This window comes from Idiomarina ramblicola (assembly GCF_003987255.1).
GTDB lineage: Bacteria > Pseudomonadota > Gammaproteobacteria > Enterobacterales > Alteromonadaceae > Idiomarina > Idiomarina ramblicola.
Genome location: NZ_PIQC01000001.1, coordinates 488596 through 509664 on the forward strand (window position 1 = coordinate 488596; position 21069 = coordinate 509664).

At 47.0% G+C, this 21069-nt stretch carries 16 protein-coding genes; 4 read left to right on the forward strand and 12 right to left on the reverse strand.

Annotation, left to right across the window (positions count from 1 at the left end; translation table 11 throughout):
* The first annotated feature begins 97 nt into the window (after positions 1-97).
* Complete coding sequence (locus CWI78_RS02415; protein ID WP_126779916.1) at positions 98-1669, forward strand: AbgT family transporter; 1572 nt, start codon at positions 98-100, stop codon at positions 1667-1669.
* A gap of 42 nt (positions 1670-1711) precedes the next feature.
* Here the strand turns inward: CWI78_RS02415 and CWI78_RS02420 are convergent, their stop codons facing one another.
* Both CWI78_RS02420 and CWI78_RS02425 read right to left on the reverse strand, forming a co-directional pair.
* Positions 1712-3007 carry a methyl-accepting chemotaxis protein gene (locus tag CWI78_RS02420; protein WP_126779917.1) on the reverse strand — a complete coding sequence of 432 codons (1296 nt, stop codon included), beginning with the start codon at positions 3005-3007 and terminating at the stop codon, positions 1712-1714.
* Positions 3008-3142: 135 nt separating this feature from the next.
* On the reverse strand, positions 3143-3556 hold the full coding sequence (locus CWI78_RS02425; RefSeq protein WP_126779919.1) for a VOC family protein: 414 nt from the start codon (positions 3554-3556) through the stop codon (positions 3143-3145).
* A 69-nt stretch (positions 3557-3625) separates the two neighbouring features.
* Here CWI78_RS02425 and CWI78_RS02430 point away from each other — a divergent pair, with 69 nt between their 5' ends.
* Positions 3626-4039, forward strand: coding sequence for a DUF3293 domain-containing protein (locus CWI78_RS02430; protein WP_126779921.1), 414 nt, complete (start codon positions 3626-3628; stop codon positions 4037-4039).
* On the forward strand, positions 3987-4961 hold the full coding sequence (locus tag CWI78_RS02435; protein ID WP_338067614.1) for a DMT family transporter: 975 nt from the start codon (positions 3987-3989) through the stop codon (positions 4959-4961). Before CWI78_RS02430 ends, CWI78_RS02435 begins: the two co-directional genes overlap by 53 nt.
* On the opposite strand, the gene CWI78_RS02440 is transcribed toward CWI78_RS02435, so the two are convergent.
* The 9 genes from CWI78_RS02440 to CWI78_RS02480 form a co-directional block, all read right to left on the reverse strand.
* On the reverse strand, positions 4951-6006 hold the full coding sequence (locus tag CWI78_RS02440; RefSeq protein ID WP_126779923.1) for an endonuclease/exonuclease/phosphatase family protein: 1056 nt from the start codon (positions 6004-6006) through the stop codon (positions 4951-4953). The two genes, CWI78_RS02435 and CWI78_RS02440, sit on opposite strands and share 11 nt — an antisense overlap.
* A gap of 389 nt (positions 6007-6395) precedes the next feature.
* Positions 6396-7973, reverse strand: a complete 1578-nt coding sequence (locus CWI78_RS02445) for a dihydrolipoyllysine-residue acetyltransferase (protein ID WP_126779925.1) — start codon at positions 7971-7973, stop codon at positions 6396-6398.
* 12 nt (positions 7974-7985) lie between these two features.
* On the reverse strand, positions 7986-8963 hold the full coding sequence (locus tag CWI78_RS02450; RefSeq protein ID WP_110013809.1) for an alpha-ketoacid dehydrogenase subunit beta: 978 nt from the start codon (positions 8961-8963) through the stop codon (positions 7986-7988).
* Positions 8963-10150 (reverse strand): thiamine pyrophosphate-dependent dehydrogenase E1 component subunit alpha, encoded by a 1188-nt coding sequence (locus CWI78_RS02455; RefSeq protein WP_126779927.1) that lies wholly within the window; start codon positions 10148-10150, stop codon positions 8963-8965. The genes CWI78_RS02450 and CWI78_RS02455 overlap by 1 nt, the downstream gene beginning before the upstream one ends.
* A 160-nt stretch (positions 10151-10310) precedes the next feature.
* Positions 10311-11342 carry a succinylglutamate desuccinylase gene (astE, locus tag CWI78_RS02460; protein WP_126779929.1) on the reverse strand — a complete coding sequence of 344 codons (1032 nt, stop codon included), beginning with the start codon at positions 11340-11342 and terminating at the stop codon, positions 10311-10313.
* A 12-nt stretch (positions 11343-11354) separates the two neighbouring features.
* Positions 11355-12065, reverse strand: a complete 711-nt coding sequence (locus CWI78_RS02465; RefSeq protein WP_126779931.1) for a DUF599 domain-containing protein — start codon at positions 12063-12065, stop codon at positions 11355-11357.
* A gap of 131 nt (positions 12066-12196) precedes the next feature.
* Entirely contained in the window at positions 12197-15373 is a 3177-nt protein-coding gene (locus CWI78_RS02470) for an efflux RND transporter permease subunit (RefSeq protein WP_126779933.1), read from the reverse strand.
* 5 nt (positions 15374-15378) lie between these two features.
* Positions 15379-16608 carry an efflux RND transporter periplasmic adaptor subunit gene (locus CWI78_RS02475; protein ID WP_126779935.1) on the reverse strand — a complete coding sequence of 410 codons (1230 nt, stop codon included), beginning with the start codon at positions 16606-16608 and terminating at the stop codon, positions 15379-15381.
* A gap of 121 nt (positions 16609-16729) precedes the next feature.
* Entirely contained in the window at positions 16730-18697 is a 1968-nt protein-coding gene (locus CWI78_RS02480) for a monovalent cation:proton antiporter family protein (RefSeq protein WP_126779937.1), read from the reverse strand.
* Positions 18698-18863: 166 nt separating this feature from the next.
* Here CWI78_RS02480 and CWI78_RS02485 point away from each other — a divergent pair, with 166 nt between their 5' ends.
* Positions 18864-19769, forward strand: a complete 906-nt coding sequence (locus tag CWI78_RS02485) for a GGDEF domain-containing protein (protein WP_126779939.1) — start codon at positions 18864-18866, stop codon at positions 19767-19769.
* Here the strand turns inward: CWI78_RS02485 and tilS are convergent.
* Positions 19735-21066 carry a tRNA lysidine(34) synthetase TilS gene (gene tilS, locus CWI78_RS02490; RefSeq protein ID WP_126779941.1) on the reverse strand — a complete coding sequence of 444 codons (1332 nt, stop codon included), beginning with the start codon at positions 21064-21066 and terminating at the stop codon, positions 19735-19737. The genes CWI78_RS02485 and tilS overlap by 35 nt on opposite strands.
* Between the last annotated feature and the right edge of the window lie 3 nt (positions 21067-21069).

The window sequence follows — 21069 nt, forward strand, 5'->3', positions numbered from 1 at the left end:
CTTTTTCATCCTGTTTGCTTTGTTCCGCTTCACAATAATGGTTATGATACCTGCGCATAATAATTAGACCAATAAAATAACAACCAGGGGTTTCACCATGGCTCAATCTCCACAACCTGACCGTTCGCAAAAGGAAAAGCCGGACAGTCTGCTTAATCGTCTTCTCGACGGCGTTGAAAAGGTCGGGAATAAACTGCCCGACCCGGCCGTCATGTTCTTTGGCTTACTAATCATTGTCTGGGTCATGTCCTGGCTGCTTTCAGGCGTGAGTTTTGATGAAAAGCACCCGCTTACGGGGGATTCCATTGGCGTTATTAACTTGCTAAGCGGAACCGAATTTACCGCTTTTCTCGCCAATATGGTCGATACCTTTATGGGCTTCGCACCGTTAGGAGTGGTCTTGGTGGCCATGTTAGGTGTCGGTGTTGCCGAACGCTCGGGTTACATTAATGTCGCCATTAAACTCATGTTGAACGTTACGCCGAAAATGCTGCTGACACCCATACTGATTCTGGTTGCTATAGTCAGTCATACAGCAGTTGATGCCGGCTACGTTCTGGTTATTCCTTTAGGTGGCGTTATTTTTTATGCTGCAGGCCGTCACCCTTTAGCCGGTATTGCTGCCGCGTTTGCTGGGGTATCTGGTGGTTTCAGTGCCAACTTTGTGCCTTCGGCTATCGACCCGTTACTGCAAGGCTTTACTCAAAGTGCCGCGCAAATTATCGACGCGGACATGCAGTTAAATCCGCTCAACAACTACTTTTTTACCGCGGCCTCTTCAATTGTGGTCGTTGCTATCGGCTGGTTCCTGACCGACAAGGTTGTTGAGCCTCGTTTACGCGGTGCAGAAGTTGATGGTGAAGCAGAAGACATGCCGGCAATGGATGAGGTTTCATCTCGTGACCGAAAAGCATTTCATGCCGCCACTCTGACTATGGTAGTTGGTTTAGCGCTGCTTTATTTCGCAGCGACAGCCGAGGCTTCACCTCTAGCCGACCCGGAAACAGGAAAGCTGGCATCAGTTGGAGCCCCTCTTATGGGCATGATTGTGCCGCTCATTTTCCTGCTGTTTATTATTCCGGGCATTGTTCACGGCTATGTTTCCGGGAACTTTACCAACTCGCAGGACGTTATCGGCGCAATGACCAAGTCAATGGAAGGCATGGCTTACTACATGGTTATGGCATTCTTCTGCGCCTTATTTATTAAAGCATTCGGCGACTCTCAACTGGGCACCTTAATTTCCGTTAAAGGTGCGAACTTCCTGGCTAGCCTGGAACTGTCCGGTGGGGTTACCATGGTCGGTATCGTCTTTTTAGTGGCTTTTATTAACTTATTTGTTGGTTCAGCATCAGCAAAATGGGCACTTATATCGCCTATTTTTGTTCCCATGCTGATGCAGTTAGGTTATTCACCCGACTTAACTCAGGCCGCTTATCGCGTGGGTGACTCCTCCAGTAATATCATTACCCCACTACTGCCCTACTTCCCGCTGGTTGTCCTTTACTGCCAGCGCTACGTTAAAGGCACGGGTATCGGCACGCTGGTTGCCATGATGCTGCCTTACACCATCGCATTATTAATTTTGTGGTCAGCGTTCCTGATTCTTTACTGGACTCTGGGCATTCCTCTGGGTTTCCAAGCAAACTACGTTTACCCGGCAGGTTAAATATTTAAGCTTTAACTCGTATGAAAAAACCAGTGAGTCACTTTACGAAAGGTGGCTCACTGCATTTACGACGTCAGTCGCACCTCTGTCAATTTCTTCCATTACCGCTTTCGCCTTTTCAATTTGCTCTTTACTGAGTTGAGCCATAGCCTGAATTTCATCAATAGACGTTGATATTGCGTTAGAGACCTCTGTACTACGCTGCATTACTCCAGAGATTTGGCTTGTTGCCTGAGTGGTTCTTGAGGCCAGGTTTCTCACTTCATCCGCGACCACAGCGAAGCCTCGTCCATGCTCTCCTGCCCGAGCCGCTTCAATAGCAGCATTTAACGCCAACAAGTTAGTTTGCTCGGCCAATCCATTAATCGTTTTGACGATATCCTCAATACTGTCTGCCTGCTCCTGAAGCTGCTCTATCACTTCATCTGTTTTATTACTTTTAGCCAGTATCTTATTCGACGTTTCTACCGAAGCCTCAATCGAGGTTTTACCATCTCTGACAATAGCAGCCGTCTGTTGTGAGGTTGAATACGCAACGGTTGCCGCGTCGTCAGTCTCCTGTGCTTTTACTACTCGCTCCGTCACATCACTGGCAAATTTGATAATCTTTGTAACTTGGCCGTTCTCATCGAAAATTGGGTTGTAGCTGGCTTCAAGCCAAATTGGCTCTCCATTCTTACTCAGGCGTTTAAATTGCCCTGCTTTAAACTCACCGTTACTCAGCTCTTTCCAGAAATTAGGGTTTTGATCATAAAACTTTTGCTCACAAAATAGACTATGGTGGCGCCCTTCAATTTCATCTGCACCATAACCTATAGTCACTAAAAAGTTATTATTGGCGCGAAGGATATCGCCTGCCGGAGAGAACTCTATTATTGCCATCGACTTATCAATTGCAGCACTAACAGCTACCTGATGCTCTAATTGAGAAGCCTCGCGTGTCACATCTTTAGCGATTTTAGTAATATACTCGACATCACCTTCCGAGTTTTTAATCGGAAAGTAAGAAGCTTCTAACCAAATAGCAGTGCCGTCGCTGCAAAGTCTTTTAAAGCGTCCATGATGAGACTTTCCCTGCGACAACTCCTTCCAAAAGTTCTGGTATTCTGCGCTTGTTGCATAACTGCTCTCACAGAAAATTTTATGATGCTTTGACACTATCTGGTCAAGCCGATAACCCATAGCGTCTAAAAAGAGATGATTGGCATTTAAAATATAGCCTTGAGGAGTAAAATCGATTCGTGCAATATTACTGTCTATGGCATTTACCAACTGCTCGTATTCATCCAGTTCTTTCCTGTTTTGCGCGAACTGGTACTTCTTTTTTGATCCAAACATGGGGCTTCCTATTTATAATAAAAGTTCACACAGATACGCTTAGAAAAGTCATTCAGGATCATCGGTGAGCTTCATTGTGACTGTAAATTCCGATAAACCTAAATATATCAACAACTCACTAATGAACTCTTTCTACTAAGTACTCCAACTGGGGTTCCAGGTCACCTCCCAAATGTGTCCGTCCGGGTCTTTGAAAAAGCCACCGTAGCCACCCCAGAATAAGTCTTTTGCAGGTTTTAAGATCTCAGCACCGGCTCGTTTTGCTTCTGTCATCACCTCATCAACCACACTTCGGGAACTGACATTGTGACTCAAAAGAACTTCATTAGCCGCATGAGCTACATCGACGCCCATTTCTGCGGCAATACTTTTACGTGGCCATAAAGCCAGTCTGAGCCCACTGGGTAACTTAAAGAACACCACCGCACCATGCTCAAACTCTTCGCCAATAATGCCATCGGTTTCCCAACCCAGTCCGTCTTGATAAAACGCCAACGAACGCTTCAGATCATCGACGCCTAAGGTAATTACACTAATACTCGGGTTCATAGAACCGACTCACTATTAACGCTAAACTCTTACAAACACTCTAATCAACATTGATACTCTGGTCAAAGCATGGATAAAGAGCTGCTCAATCATTACAAAAATACCGATTACCGGTTCCGGGTCGGTACCGGCGAAGTCATCCTGAGTATCGGTCAAAAGAACCGTCATTTTGATCGTTTATGTGAACGTCTCGGCTGTACCACAGGGACTTTTATCACAGCCACTAACCCGAGAAGCCAGATCCTTAAAAAGGACGAAAATGAAAGCAGAAACGTTCAATTAGAGACTCGTTTAAAACAAATAGACGAAATTAACTACTTTTATGGTGCAGGTCAGGATCGCGACCAACAATGGCCACCGGAAGCCAGCTTTATGGTTTTAGGGCTCAGTCAGAAAACAGCCATTGACCTGGCGCAAGAGTATCAGCAAAATGCGCTGGTCTGGATTGAATACCAACAAGCTGCAGTACTCATCGACGTATGAGTTAAGGGGGCCATCATGCCATCACACCATAACCGCTGATAAACAAGCATTTCTCTATGCGATCATTGCTGTGCTGTTATGGTCGACGGTCGCTACTGCCTTTAAAATAACCCTTCAGTACATGACACCACTGCAGATGGTTACCGCTGCAAGTACAGTTTCTTTTGTTATTTTAGGCTTGGTCTGCCTTATTCAGAAGAAAACTTCAGAGCTGATACTTGAGTTGCGTAAAATGCCCCTGTATTACCTGCTAATGGGGCTGATTAATCCGCTTATTTACTATTTAGTGCTTTTTCAGGCTTATAAACTGCTGCCTGCCTCCGAAGCTCAGCCTCTCAATTATACTTGGGCGATTGCGCTCAGCATTATGGCCGCTTTGTTCTTAAAACAGAGTATACGCCGTCGCGACTGGGTTGCCTGTGCCTTAGGTTATTTTGGAGTGCTGGTTATTGCCACACGAGGTAATGTGCTGGAGCTTAGCTTCAGTGACCCCTGGGGTGTCACGCTGGCGTTAATTTCCACATTCTTGTGGGCTGGCTACTGGATATTGAATACACGCCGCAACGCCGATTCAGTAGTCAGTTTGGTGCTTTCTTTCGGCTTAGCCTTACCCATACTAATTGCTGCCAGTTTTATCTGGAGTGACTGGTCTGCCATTCCGTGGCAAGGTTGGGCCGCGGTCAGCTATGTCGGACTTTTTGAGATGGGAATAACCTTCTTATTCTGGCTAAAAGCCATGAAAACAGCCACCAATACAGCGCTCATTAGTAACTTAATTTTTATTTCGCCTTTTATTTCACTGTTGCTACTTTCGGTCGTCATTGGCGAAACCATTTACCCCAGTACAATCGTGGGTCTTATGCTCATTATTTTTGGGCTCTTAGTTCAACGTATTCACTTTAGGCGTAAACTTAAGCCATAGCCTTTTTCACAATATCATCGGCGGCTTCCTTGTCTTCTTCATCTGGCGACGGCCCATCATTCACTCCATTTTCTCCCGGGGCTAAAGCAAGCTCTGTCAATAATGGGAAGTGGTCAGAGCCAAAGCCCGGTAATCGCGTCATAGAAACCAAACCAAAATGATGGCTATGAAAAATATGATCCAGTGGCCAGCGGGCAAACCAATGCTCGGCATGAAAAGTATTGAACATACCGCGCCCAATTCGAGGGTCTAACAAGCCACTGATTTTGCGGAAAAGAAGCGTGGTGCGGGACCAGGCAACGTCGTTTAAATCTCCGGTGACTATGGTCGGGTATTTCTCCGGTTCTACCCTGCGAGCAACTAACACCAATTCGGCATCACGCTCTTCCGACTCTTCATTCTCAGTCGGGCTTGGCGGCGCCGGGTGCACAAAATGCGCTTTCACCTTTTGCCCGCAAGGCAGCTCAATAAAGCAATGCACCGACGGTTTATCGTCCTCAACTAAATACTCAACACTAACATCGGACAGGGGCAACCGAGAGTACACGTGCATGCCATAGAGGTTATCCAAAGGCGCCTTTACCGTGTGCGGATAATCCTTTTCAATCGCATCTAACCTTTCCTGCCACCAGTCATCAGATTCAAGCGTGACCAGTACATCCGGAGTAAAATCCCGCACAAGATGGAGCAAACCAGCACTGTTATGATTGGGCATTAACACGTTTGCTGTCATGATCCGCAGGTGCGTTCCACCGCCACCAGCAGCAACGGCCTCAACCTCTTTTGGAAAGAAAAACGTATACGGTAAAATCCACCAGAGCTGACACACCAGACAGCCTATGACGATGCCTAATGCTACTGCCGTAACGGAATTCCAGTCGCGTGTAACAATGAGTCCGATAACCAGCAATGCGCCTAATAATACCGACAACTGCAAGCGGGGAAAATCCAGGCCTCGTATCCACCAAACCTGCGACCAAGACAACGGCGCCAAGGTAAGCACCATCAACAATACCGCTAAAGAAAGGTAAGTAATTTCAAACATGCTGGCTCTCAATGCTTCTCAGATAAGAAAACCATAGCACAGCTAAACAAAGGAAGCCGATAAGAAGTGTTAAAGCTCCTACGGATAGTGCGCGACGCTAGAAGTCAAAACCCTCTGCTCATTACAGCTCACGGCGGGACTTAGTGAAGCGGTAAGAGTTAAGGCCCTCTACTACAGGAGTGTCGAAGGCCATGGATGGCCTTCGTCAAGCCCTCATGGATGAGCTCGTCGCGTCTCCTGTAGTAGAGGGCCTTAACTCCTAGCGAAACTAAAAGTCCCCCGGGAGCTGTGTGACGCCAAGGATGGCGTCACACAAGCCCCCATATACGGGTTCACGGCGTGTTTCTTAACTTTGCCTAACTCTCTTTGTTTCTGGCTCAGCCTTTATCTTAGACCATGTTTACCAGCATGCTGGTTGGGTCTTCGAGGTATTCTTGCCAGAGTTTGTTGAAACGGGCAATGGTACCACCATCGATAATACGATGATCGCCTGACCAGCTTACCGTCATTATCTTACGGGCTACCACGTTACCGTTGGCATCAAAGCGCGGCAGTTCCTGCACTTTACCTAAAGCCACAATCGCGGCTTCCGGTTTATTGATGATAGGAGTTGCCACTGTACCGCCAATAACACCAATATTTGAAATGCTGATGGTGCCGCCTTTCATATCGGCTTGCGGCAACTTGCCTTCACGCGATGCCTGAGTCAGACGAGTCACTTCATTGGCGACATCAATAATGCTCTTGTTTTGTACCTGTTTTACGTTTGGTACTAACAGGCCAATTTTGGTGTCAACGGCCATACCAATGTTGTGATCATCAAAATAGGTGATCTCAGTACAGTCCTCATTCACCTGTGCATTCATCACAGGGAATTCCTTCAGCGCCAACGACAGAGCTTTGATAAAGAATGGCATGACAGTTAAGCGAATGCCTTTCTCTTTGTATTGCTCTTTTAGCTTTTCACGCAATGCGATTAAGTCAGTAACATCAAACTCATCGGCGTAGGTGAAATGAGGAATGGTGCTGACGGAGCTCATCATCTGCTTAGCCATAGCCGCTTTCACACCGCGTATCGCTTCGGTGCGAGTACCACCGCTAGTAGCAGCTGCTTTTTGAGGTTGCTGACTATCGCTTGATGCGGCTGACTTCTGGTCGCCCGATTTAAAGGCTTCAATATCTTTCTTCAGCACACGGCCCTTTTTACCTGAACCGGGTACTTCGGCAATATTAATATCGCTCTCACGTGCCAGGCGACGCACTGCCGGGCTGGCAACAGCTTTGCCCTGACGTGCCTTCGCTGGTGGCTCCGCTTCTGCTTTTGAGTCCGATGGCGAAGTCTTAGCGTCGGGGTCAACATGGTTCTGTGGAGCATTTGAACCCGACTCTTGAACGCCGCCCGCAGGCTTCAACGCAAACAACGGCTTGTGTACTTCGGCAATGTCACCTTTTTTGTGATACAGCTTAACCACGGTACCGTCGTCTTTAGCCGGGATTTCAACCGTTGCTTTGTCCGTCATGACTTCAACAACCGGCTGGTCTTCTTTTACTTCATCGCCTTCAGACACCAGCCATTCAACGATTTCACATTCGACAATACCTTCACCAATATCCGGTAAAATAAAGTCTGTTGTATCGCCGCCGGCTGAGGTTTGATTTTTCTCTGTTTTCGGTTCTTCTTTTTTCGCAGGCGCGCTGTCTTTAGCTGGAGCCTCATCAGAAGATCCGTCAGCTGGCTTTATTGCAAATAACGGTTCATGAACCTTGGCTATATCACCTTTCTGGTAATACAGTTTTTCCACAACACCATCATCTTTAGCCGGGATCTCAACCATGGCTTTATCGGTCATAACCTCAACCACTGGCTGGTCTTCTTTAACTTCGTCACCTTCGGCAACCAGCCACTCAACGATTTCGCACTCTACGATCCCTTCGCCGATATCGGGCAGAATAAAGTCTTTACTCATGTCGATGGGTCCTTAGTAGTTCATTGAGCGTTTAATCGCTTCATAAATCTTCAAGTGATCAGCCATGTACTCTTTCTCGTGACACAGCGGATACGGTACGTCGATACCGCACACTCGGCCAATGGGTGATTCCAGGTACAGGAAGCATTTGTCCTGAACTGTAGCCGCAATTTCGCTGGCAAAACCGCCGGTAATAGGCGCTTCCTGAGTAATGACCAAGCGGCCAGTTTTCAGAACTGACTGAGTTACAGTTTCAACATCCCATGGAGAAATAGTGCGCAAATCAATGACTTCGCACGAAACGCCGTCTTCTTCGGATTTTTCCACCGCTTTTTCAATCATTTCCATCTGCGCGCCCCAGCCAAGAACGGTAATATCTTTACCTTCTTTGACCACCTCGGCTTTGCCTAATGGAATGGTGTATTCTTCTTCTGGAACATCGCCTGTTGACGCGCGGTACAACCGCTTAGGTTCCATAAACAACACCGGGTTTTTATCAAAAATAGCACTCAGCAATAACCCTTTTGCTTCGTACGGGTTACGCGGGGTCACTATTTTAATACCCGGCGTATGCGCAAAGTAAGCTTCCGGAGACTGCGAGTGATAATGACCACCCGCGATACCACCACCGTACGGGGTACGAATAGTTAAACCACCCACGTTAAACTCATTACCTGAACGATAACGGAACTTGGCCGTTTCATTCACTATTTGGTCAAACGCCGGAAAGATGTAGTCACCGAATTGAATTTCAGCAATGGCATAACTGCCCTGAGAAGCAAGGCCATTGGCGAAACCAATAATGCCCTGCTCAACCAATGGTGTATTAAAGTTACGATGCTTACCGTACTTTTCAGTTAAACCTGAAGTGGCACGGAACACACCGCCAAAACCACCCGTGTCTTCACCAAAGCTGTATACATTGTCATGTTTGGCCATCGCCAGGTCTAGCGCGCTGTTGATGGCTTGTAATAAATTCATTTTAGCCATTAGTCCAGTCTCCCCGACGTTTTGCTGTAAGCATCCGGATACTTACGAATGTGTTCTTTTAACTCGTCTAACTGCTCTTTCAGCATGTCAGTCGGCTTGTCGTAAACATCGTTAATCAGTTCATCAACGTGCGGGACCGGTACTTTTTCTGACTCTTTTAAGGCTGCCAGCACTTTGGCTTTCACTTCCGCGTGATGCTCTTCAACATGGTCTTTATCCAACCAGCCTTCGTTCATCATCCATTTCTGTAAGCGATCCAGTGGATCCTTAGCCTGCCAGTCAGCTTCTTCTTCACGAGTACGGTAACCTGTCGGGTCGTCCGAGGTTGAGTGGCCTGACATACGATAAGACATGGCTTCAATTAAAACCGGTTCGTTTTCTTCTACGGCCAAACGACGGGCTTCCTGAGTCGCTTTCAACACAGCAAACGCATCATTACCATCAATACGTATGGTTTTCATACCATAGCCAATACCACGTGGTGCGATACCGTCGCCGCTATATTGTTCACCTTGTGCCGGAGTAGAAATAGCATAACCATTATTACGACAGAAGAAGATAACCGGCACTTTGTAAACCGATGCCATGTTCAGAGCCGCATGGAAATCACCTTCTGACGCTGCACCTTCACCAAAATAACAGATGGTGCACTTTCCAGTTTTATCCATTTTCTGGCCAAACGCATAGCCGGTTGCCTGTGGAATTTGTGTTCCCAACGGCGAGGAAATGGTCATAAAGTTCAAGTCAGCGCAGCCGTAATGAACCGGCATTTGACGACCTTTGCCTAAGTCTTTTTCGTTGGAAAACAGTTGATTCATGAACTGCTCAACGGTAAAACCACGATACGCTAAGGCGCCCTGTTCACGGTATTGACCCATGATCATGTCACCGAAATCAAGCGCCGCCGCAGAAGCCACACTTGCAGCTTCCTCACCGCGGGAAGCAAGATAAAAGCTGATGCGACCCTGACGTTGGGCGGCAATCATGCGTTCATCAAGAATACGAATAAATTGCATGGTGTCGTGAATTTTCACGATCAGCTCTTTATCGTATTCCGGCATGTCCGCATCTTTATGAAAACTGCCATCTTCTTTTAAGATTTGCAGCATTGGAATTGTGACAGAGTCTTTATCAAACCATTTCGGTTTAGTCACAATTTCTGTGTTGTGTTTTTTATCCTTGGCCATAACCTTCTCTTTCGGTTTTAAGCTGGGTGGAAAATTGCCGCTACTTTACCTTTACGTAAAGTGACATGCAAACCACACACTAATGAAAACTGAGTGCGCTAAGTGTAAATAGAAACGAACAGTAATAACAACAATGTCTGACTACTTAGACCAGTGAGTATCAGACCAGGTTAAGCGATTCTGTCGGTACCCTTACCACGGTTAATAGCGCTCGATGTCCCAGTGCCACATTAGCATTGGGGAAAATAATATGTTCACCGTCATGTTGTGCGTAATGCGCTTTGTCACCATCACGAGCCAACAAGTCGCCTTTATTAAAAGAGGTGAAATTAGCAACATCGTCCGCAAAGTTTAGTTCAAAGTCTTGTTGAGTGCGGTTAATGGTTTGCGCTTCTTTGAACACATAGTGTTGTTGCGGCTCAAATGGACCAAAATCCAGATCCGCGTCGGATATCAATTTGCGCAATGTGTTTTCTGCAGCGGCAAACTGCGTACGGTCATTTTCACCAAATGGACGCACCTTTCCTAATTCAACCGTAAATGCCTGCGCGTTAAACTGTCTGGCACTGAAGTAAGAAAAGGTAGTTGTCGGCGCCTGGTTCAGCAGGACAGTATCAACCCCACACGCCAATAAAACTTGAAGCTGTTGGCGACTGTAAGGTGCGCCGTGTGTAAACGGATAAACGGCAAACTTCTCGCGTTTTGAGTCACGGATAGCGGTGTGCAAGTCATAATGCAGACGCTCGCGCTGACCGTCCGGAGCCGCTTGGTAAAAACGCTCGACATAACCTTCAATTTTGGCCGCACGCTCACGTTCTTTATTACGCGTATCGCCCTGACTGTGCGTTCCGCTAAACAAGCGATTCATATTTTCTTCGACAAACCGCTCGCCTTTATTAATCGAAGCGGGGTTTGCGATTAAAAACAGTGTTCGATGCGTTACTGTCTGCTTTTCATTAATAATATCGTTAATAATGTCACGACAAATTTCGATAGGTGCCGTTTCGTTGCCATGTACCGCACAAGACAGAATAATGTCTTTATTCCCAGGTTCCGCGGGTACCACTTCCAGCACGCCACTATCCCAGACAGACAGTTTCGTGCCATCGGTCAGAGTCAAATTATGACTTTCATTACAACCCCATTCATGTTCACGGGTCCAGGCAAGAAAATCAGAAAATACCTTATTCACAACCTTCTCCTATTACTTTTTTCCCGGCACGTAGCCTTTAGTAGCCAGCAGTTCACGTAGTACTCTTGAGCGATACTCACGGCGATACAGTACCGCGACAACAATAGCGCTTGAAATAATCAGCATGGCAGGATGCAAAAACCAGGATAAATACGCTAAAGCGAAATAGTAAGTCCGCAGCCCTTTATTGTATTCGTGGCCAGACTGATCAAGCACTTTCGCGGCATGCATCGCAAAGCGTTGACGTTCTTCTTCTGGCTTATTGTCCTGATGATATTCTACCGAAGCGCCGAGAAGCACTGACACGAACCCGAATTGACGAATTGACCAGGTGAACTTAAAAAACGCATAAATAAAAATGAGCGCTAATACCGACAGTTTAAACTGCACTAAAATAGCGCTGGTATCAGGGTTTAATGGAATTTCATTCAAAACCAAAACCACTTCATCCGCGTGTGCCAAAACGGTAATAACCCCCGCCAAAACCAAAATGGTCGAAGAGGCAAAAAAAGTGACCGTTCGTTCCACATTGCCGATAAGCGAAGCGTCAGCAACTTGGTTGTCTTTATGCATCACCGTTGTAAACCAGTCGATTCTTAGGGTGCACAAAATACTGGATAAACAATGCGTGGTTCTGGCTCGCTTACGCGCAAACAGTGAATACCCTATCCAGGAGAAAAAGAAGAAGAGCAGTGCACTAAAATCAAGCAATGACAGCAACATGTCCGCGTTTCCTATGGAGTGGTTCAGTATTGATGAGTGAACAGTTTATTGTCGTTAGTTTACCAGTTTATGAACGTCCATACGATAAAGCCGGAGACTTAGCTCCGGCTTTATTTTACTTTCTCAGGCACTTAGTAGTTTTCCAGTGCCTCTTTGGTACTCATGTCTTTCGGTTCCGGCGGCTTCGCAAGCCCATACCAGGACAGCATAGTACGCATCCCCCGTTTACTGTCTGCTAAAATTAAATACAGACAAGGTATGAGCAGCAACGTAATAACCGTGGCAAAGATAATACCGAATGCCAGCGATATCGCCATCGGAATAACGATTTGAGCTTGCAGACTCTTCTCAAGAACAATAGGCAGTAATCCAAAGAAGGTGGTCAACGAGGTTAAGGTAATGGCCCGGAAGCGGCGGCAACCAGCATCCAGAACAGCCTTGCGTAAGTCTGTTCCCACTTCACGTGCACGGTTCACATAGTCGACCATAACCAAACTATCGTTTACCACAACCCCGGCCAACGCGATGATACCGAACATGCTCAACATGCTAACAGGCATGCCAATCACCCAGTGGCCGATGACGGCACCAATAACCCCAAAAGGTATGACCGACATAATAATCAACGGCTGACTGTAGGATTTTAACGGAATGGCCATTAACGCATAGACCGCAAGCATTGCAAGCAATCCACCGATAGCGAGTGAGCCTGTTGCTTCAGCTTCGTCCTGAGTCGCACCCTGTAATTGGAAACTAACGCTTGGGTGCTTATCCAGAATGGCCTGCATTTTCTCTTCGCGCACCTCCTTCACTATGCGGAAAGGCTCCACTTTGTCTTTATCCGCACGGGCACGAACATTCACAGAACGTTGACGATCGATACGAGTAATGGTGCTGTAACCTTCCGCAAACTCAATATCAGCCAGTTCGGTAAATGGGATTTCAGAGCCGTCTGGAGCCCGCAACTTCATATCCTGCAAGTTACCGACCGATTCACGTTGATCGCGAGGGTAACGAACCATCACTTTAATTTCTTCATCACCCCGTTGTATACGTTGTGCCTCAGCGCCGTAAAATGCGTAGCGAACCTGGGTTGCTAATTCAGCCAGGTTGATACCCATAGCCGTAGCCAGTGGCTTCGTTTGTAAAAGAATTTCTTCTTTGCCGTCACCAAAGGTATCTTCAATATCAAAAACCCCATCGTAGTCGGCAAGTACCAGTTTCAGTTCATCCGCTGCCGCTTTCAGTTCATCAAGGTCTTCGCCTACTACTTGAAATTCAATATCAAAGCCACTACCGCCGCTCATACTGCCCTGAAAATTCAAAGCTCGTACGCCGGCCAGTTCAGGCACAGCTTCACGCCATTGGTTCACAATTTCAAAACCGTCGATTTGACGTTCTTCACCCTTTTTCAGCTCAACGAACACAGTTCCGGAGGTAGTACCATTCATCCAAATATTCGTATGACGAACGACCTCTTCGCCTTCATTGGCTTTAATCTTTTGATTTACCTGTGCTAACGATTCCTGAACACTGTTCAGAACCTCAATAGTGCGAGTTTCCGAGGTTCCCGGCTGCATTTCCACATTCGCCTGTACAAAGTCACTAGGAATATCAGGGAAGGGCACCCAGCGCACTATTCCGCCGCTCATAAGTCCACTCATTAAAATAAGCAAGCCAAGGAAGCTGGCTAAGGTCGTGTATCGGTAATGCAGACATTTTTTCAGGAAAGGACGGTAGTACGTGTCTACAAAAGACTTAATGGCACTCGCAAACTTATTACGAAAACGTTGAAAAGCGTTAGCTTTCTCGCCTTTTTGCTTGGAGTACTTCATGTTGGCGATGTGCGCTGGCAATATCAGCTTGGATTCCACCAAAGAAAAAGCCAGACAGAGAATAACCACCCAGGCAATAGATTCCCAGATTGCCCCCATGCTCCCTTCAACGGTCAGCATTGGCACGAAAGCAACCATGGTGGTTAAGACACCGAAGGTGGCGGGCATTGCGACGCGTTTAGCCCCGGCAATGACATTATCGATGCTTTTGCCATTCTCCTCTATTTCGGTGTAGGCACTTTCCCCTATGACTATAGCGTCGTCCACCACTATCCCTAACACGAGTATAAAGCCAAACAGCGATATCATATTGATAGAGACATCAAACATCGGCAAGGGCATTAGCGCAATGGTCCCCAAAAAGCACACGGGAATGCCTATCATGACCCAGAATGCTAAACGCAACTGTAAAAACAGCGACAACATAAGAAAAACTAACAGACCGCCCATCCACATGTTGTTAAGCATGAGATCTAGACGCCCCTGCAGATAATGGGAAGCATCACCCCAATGAGCGAGCTGAACCGCATCTGGTAGTTCTTTATTCTTTCTTTCTACGTAGCCGCGAACGTATTCCGCTATCTTAAGATCGTTCTGATCCCCAACCGATTGCACCCGGATAAACGTTGAGGGCTTACCGTCAAAACGCGTGTAAGATTCCTCTTCCACAAAGCCGTCTTGTACTTTGGCTATGTCTCCTAAGGTTAGACTGGTGCCGTCCGCACGACTTAATAAAACGATTTTTTCATATTCGCCGCCGACATAAGCCTGATTATTGGCCCGCAGCAAAATATCGCCGTTGGGGGTTCTAATTGAACCACCGGCGACATCAATTGAGGTTCCCCGGACAGCCTCCACTATTTGCGAGAATGTCAGCCCGTAGCGCTCAAGGTCCTGTTGTGAAATTTCAATCGAAATCTCATAATCACGGTCACCAACAACATCAACTTTGGTAATTCCCCCCACCGTTTTCAGTTCATCTCTGACTTCTTTCGCTAACTCCTTGCGAGCTCGCTCATCCAAGTCCCCATAGACGGACATCCAGATAACTTGTCGCTGTGGCCGCACCCGGTAGATGTTGGGTTTTTCAATCTGCTGAGGGAAGTTGGGAATAGCATCGACCAGCATTTTCACTTCATCCATGACCACCTGCACATCATAGTCAGGCTCAACTTCCAACGTGACGCTACCGCCCCCCTCTCTGGACTGGGAGGTCATCTCCTCTATACCATCAACATCTTCGATAGCGTCCTCAATCAGCATGATAACGCCTTGCTCCACTTCCTGCGGAGCAGCACCCGGGAATGGCACCTGAATACTGACGATGTTGAGTTCAATTTCGGGAAACATCTGCTTGCGTACGGTAAACACCGATAACACGCCGGCAACCAGGATAATGATCATCAATAAGTTTGCGGCTACAGAGTTGCGTGCAAACCACGCAATCAGGCCAGTTTGTTTTTCTGTCGTCATGATGCTTACCCGCCTACGTTTTCAGAATCACCGGCTTCTTTCTGGCCGCTATCATCGTCTTTAGCTGCTGTTTCCATTTGCTCTGGTAATGGGTCACCCTGTAGACGCACTTTCGTACCGGGTAGCGCATTTTTCAGTTGCGTCAGCACCACTCTTTCACCACTTTCCAGCCCTGAGCTGATTAAACTTGTGTTGCCTTGTGTACGCACAACTTCAACATCGCGTTTTTCCAGCTCTCTGTTCTCAGGAACAGTCCAGACAGACCCATCCGGGTTGATGGCATAAGTCGGAACTTCCATAACGTCTTGTGCCGCTGTACCTTCTATTTTTGCCTGTACAAAGCGCCCATAGCGTAAAGCGACCGGGTGCGTTTCGGCATTAAGGTTATACGGATCCTTGACTTCGACAACCCCGTAAATAACCCGGCTGCTTTCATCTAAAACACCTTCCGTGCGAACTAAGCGGCCTTTCCAGGTTGCTGATTGACCCGAAACCATAGACTCTAACTGCACTCGAGGCTTTTCTTCCGCTACCGCAGGATCCAGAATGTAAGTCATATCGAGGTCGCTTAGTGGCAAGCGAACTTCGGCCGTACGAGTATCGAATACCAAGGCAATTTGGCTACCGGTTGAAACGAATTGCCCCAAGTTTGCCTCTTTACTTCTTAAAACACTGTCAAACGGTGCTTTGATGGTTGTCCGCTCCAGGTCACGTTCAGCTTTAGCCAGATTAGCTTCTGCCGACTCAACGGCCGCGACAGCACTGGCTAACTGTGGTTTACGTAAGCCTAATTCCGGCGCCTTACCTTCCTCGAATGCCGCCCATTCTTCTTCAGCAACACGAGCTCTTGCTTTTTCTTGTTCAAGCTCTGATTGAGCCTGCAACAACGCAGCACGTGCCTGCTGCACGGCCACTTCGTAATCGGAAGGGTCCACCTGAATGAGCATGTCACCTTCTTTGAAAAAGCCACCGGCATTATAATTGTCGGCAACATCAACAATCTGGCCGGTAACTTCTGCCACTAACATCGTGGAATGTTTCGGCTTGACTGTTCCCTGGGAATCAACAATAAACGTCATGTCACGAGGACTGACTTCCAGAACCTCAACCATTGCGGCTGGTTTAGTTTGCTCTCGTTGCTTTGGCGGCTCAGCAGTCATGCTTGCCAGTACCGCTAAAACGACAGCACCAACAATGATCAAAGGTGGAATAAAGGCGCGTTTTGGAAATTTCATTTTATTGTTCTACTCATAATTGGTTAACTCACAGCGTTATTATCGCCGCTAATAATGTAAAATGTTAGACGTTAACTGTTGCCAGTTGTGTGAATACGCCGAAAAGTTGTAACCGACTGTTTCAGCCTTCCAATAACCAACGCTCAGCAGCCTCTACATAACGCGGTTTACCCACGAGTAAGACCACATCCTGTGATTGCAGCTCGATATCACTATCAGGATTCGGGAATTCTTCATCATCACGCCGCAAAGCTTTCAACTGAACCTGATGCTTCTCCCAATCAAGCTCGTCAATGCGTTTACCATTAGCCCAGGCACCTTCCGGCAACGTTAAAGCTCGCAAAAACTCAAGTTTATCGGGAAGTTCTGGATCCATATCCGTTTCTGACCCCTGGAAGAAGCCATGCATCTCACCGTAATGGTTACGCCGTTCTTTATCCAGCCGCGCCAGAATGCGGCGTATCGGAATGCCACTTCGATTCAGCACATGAGAAATCAGCATCAAACTCGCTTCCAGTGTATCCGGCACCACCTGAGAGGCGCCGGCTTCCTGCAACTGAGTCAGTCGCATATCATCCTTACTACGTACAATAATATAAGCCTCTGGATTTAACTGCCGCAGCTCTTTTAATACGTCCAAAGCCCGTAAGTCATCAGCGAAACTGATAATAATCAAATCGACTTTTTCGGCCCCTACAGCCCGCAAAATATCTCGACGTGAGCTGTCTCCAAAGTAAACCCGGGCACCACCAGCCACTGCCTCCTGCACCCGCATAGGGTCATTGTCGACGGCAATATGTGTAATTCCCTCTGCGTCCAGAAACCGGCTCATGGTCTGCCCAACCCGGCCAAAACCGCAAATGAGCACCTGATTTTCAAGTCCTTCATTGCCCGTGGTACGTTGTTGCTCTATATCAACTAAGGGATCGGGGTGGCGAACAACCAAGTTAACCAGAGGTTTAAGGCGATGAATGGCGATGGGTGTTATCGCCATACTCAGCACACCAATGCCTATCATGCTGGTGATAATCTCTTTGCTCAGTAAGCCGTGGCTACTTGCTAACGCCACAATAACGAAACCAAATTCCCCCATTTGGAACAACGAAATACCGCTACCCCAGGCATCTTCGTCTCTTTCCCCCATAAGTCGGGCTACCGAACTTATCAGAGCAATTTTAATCACCGCCATAATAACCAATGCAAGCAGTATCCAGTGCAAATTCTGAACAAATCCGTAAAGCTGAAGCTGCATGCCGATAGTGGTAAAGAACAAACCCATCAGAATGTCACGAAATGGACGAATATCGGCTTCCAACTGATGTTTGTACTGGCTTTCACCCAGCATCATTCCGGCAAGAAAGGCCCCCAGCGCCATAGAAAGTCCGAATATGTGCGTCATACCACCAGCAACCAAGGCAACCAGCAGTGTGGCAAGAACAAACAGCTCGTCCGTCCTTTGCTTGGCAATTTCCTTAAATAAATAGGGTAATACCCACTTGCCAATGGTCATCAGCACAGCAATAACCGCTGCACCTTTCGCTAGCGCAAGCAGTAAAGTATAGCCAATGTTGCCGTCATCAGATGCCAGTAATGGAATAATAATAAGTAACGGGACAACGGCTATATCCTGAAATAATAGGATAGCGACACTCATCTGCCCCCGCCGAGTGGAAGTTTGCGCGCTTTCTTTCAGCTGTTTAATTACAACCGCAGTAGATGAAAGCGCTAACGCCCCCGCTATCGCCAGCGAAGCTGCCCATTCGTCCAGCCAAATAAACCCAATGAGCAAAAATATTAACAGCGACCCGAGAACCTGAGCCGCCCCTAATCCGAAAACCCAACGTCGCATGGCAATCATTTTCGGCAACGAAAACTCTAATCCAAGCGAGAACAAAAGCAGTACTATTCCCAGTTCTGCCACCAGGTGATAGTCATCAGGGTCGGCTATCCAGCCCATGACATCCGGTCCGGCAATAATACCAGCCACTAAGTAAGCCAAAATGGCTGGTAGCTTAATTCTTCGGAACAACCAGACCAAAATCACGGCAACTGCTAATAACAGCAGAAGACTGGAAAAAGTACCGTTCATTTAGACGCCCCCGAATAGATGTATTTCTGTCGTGTCAAAATAGTAACACTCTTTTGTTTCAGAAAAACTAGCTCTTATAAAGTTTTGTAAATTCTACAGTTTTTATTTTTGGCTTAAATTTTGCAATGTCATTTTTAATTACTAAATTGAGGTGCAAAGGTTTGCCATGTTAAACAGAGCAGTCGCAAAAGCTGAGAGTAAAATAACTGAGGGAAAAACTCAGGCGATCATCAGTCAATTGACGTCATCAACTGATCTGCAAAGCCGATCGACGCCATTAAGCGAACGTTTGCAAACCTCACTAGACCTGCACCAAGTGCTTTCCATATACGCGGAGTACATGCTCCAGCGTTTACCTGTCAGCGCGCTACAATTCATTTCCGATGACCAAATTATTAATGTCGTCGGTGACTATGAGAATCGTGAAAGTGAATTTTCCGTCATGCTCTACGCAGACAAAGAATATCTGGGCCAAATGGTTTACCAATTCAAACGCCCTCCCTCATACGTCAATAAGGTTCGACTGGAGCAGATGCACCGTCTGTTGACTTTCCCTTTGCGAAACGCCATTCAATTTTCACGTTTAAGAAAAGTTGCCGTACGCGATCATTTAACCGGCTTGGGCAACAGAGCGTTACTGGATGAAACATTAGAACATCTTAGTGCCCGTTTAAAGCGCGATAACAATCAATCGCATAGTGTAATGCTATTGGATATGGATGGCTTCAAAGCAGTCAATGACCGCCACGGCCATCAACAAGGCGATGAAGTACTCAAACAGTTTGGGCGTTTATTGCAACAACAGTTACGCGATACCGACCGAGTGTTCCGCTATGGCGGTGATGAGTTCGTCCTGATATTAGAAAATACGCAGGCTGAACAGGCTGAAGAAATTTTTTCGCGCATTCGTAATGCTCTCAATAATGACATTAACCTTGCCACTTTTAATATTGGTGTCAGCGCTGGCAGTCTGGTAATGGAAAGCTTTCACAGCCCTCAGGATATTATTGATGAGGCAGACAGACGCCTATACGCCGCTAAAGTAGCGGGTAAAGATCAGCATCTGAGCTAATCCAGACAGGTTCAGGTAAGGCAATATTATCGATAGTCTGGTAGCTAAACCAACCAAGGCTCGCAACCCATAGGTATTCGTCGTTTAGCTCAAGGACCGGTCGTCTTTGTCTTAACCAAGGTGGAACTCCCGCTTGCTTTAACCAGTCTTTAAGTTTTTTTCGCCCTTGTCGTCCCGGTTTTGCCAGCTTTTCTGCCGTTGGTGAAAAAGTCAGCTTGAGTCGATTATCACCGGCAATTAAATCCGCCGGAATACTCAGTTTACCCCAGACACCTAAGTCTATATCGGTATCAATAATCTGGCGCTCTTCAGGTAACTCCCCTGCGACAATATCGCACCACAACGCTTGCTGAAAATAGCGGACGCAGTACCCATCACATTGCACTTGTAACTGACTATCTTTACGGGCCGACTCTGCCTGCAGTCGAATTTGTTCTAGTTGCTCATAACTGGGCAGCGAGCGCTTCATTGTCTGCAACCAGGTTCTCAGTAAAGCTCTCTGCATTGCAGACGACTGATTTTCTAAAAGGCTGAGCGGAAAGTGACTCTTATGCGTCTGAGCTTTACCTAATCTCTCCAGTAACAGCTCGTCCATAACCTGTTGTTGCTCAGCACAGAGTTTTGCTGCCCTTAAAACGCTCTGACCGAATTGTGGCCAGCGTTCTTCTATAAGCGGAACCACTTTGTGACGCAGAAAATTTCTTTCAATACGAGTGTCGTAGTTGGTGTCGTCTTCAATCCAGGTCAGACTCTGTTGCTGTGCATACTCAAGAATTTGCTCTTTACTGACACTGAGCAACGGACGGCACAATCGACGGTTTCCTGTCCATGGCTGAATACTGGCCATAGACGATAATCCTTTCGGGCCACTGCCGCGTTTTAATTGCAGGAAAAACGTTTCGATCTGATCGTTTCTGTGTTGTCCCAATAACAGCACAGCGTCATCTTTGGTTAGCTCTGCTAATCGCTGATAGCGTCTTTCCCTTCCGGCCGCTTCTTTGCTTTGACGGTTTGCAATCGGCACGTGCAGCGGTTCAAAAATGGTTTCAATACCATAAGCTTTAGCCGCTTGCTCGATAGTCAATGACCAATTAGCCGAACTTGGATGGAAACTATGATCGAGATGAATCGCCAAATAGCGATATTGTGGGTTTTGCCGACGATACCGCATCAGCAAATCAAGAACAGTCTGCGAGTCGGCTCCCCCGCCCAGGGCCGCAACCAATTGCTGCCCCGGCTTTAGGGAGAGAGACTCTAAGCTTTTAGAAAACAGGTCGTAAAGACCATCAGCCATCATTGG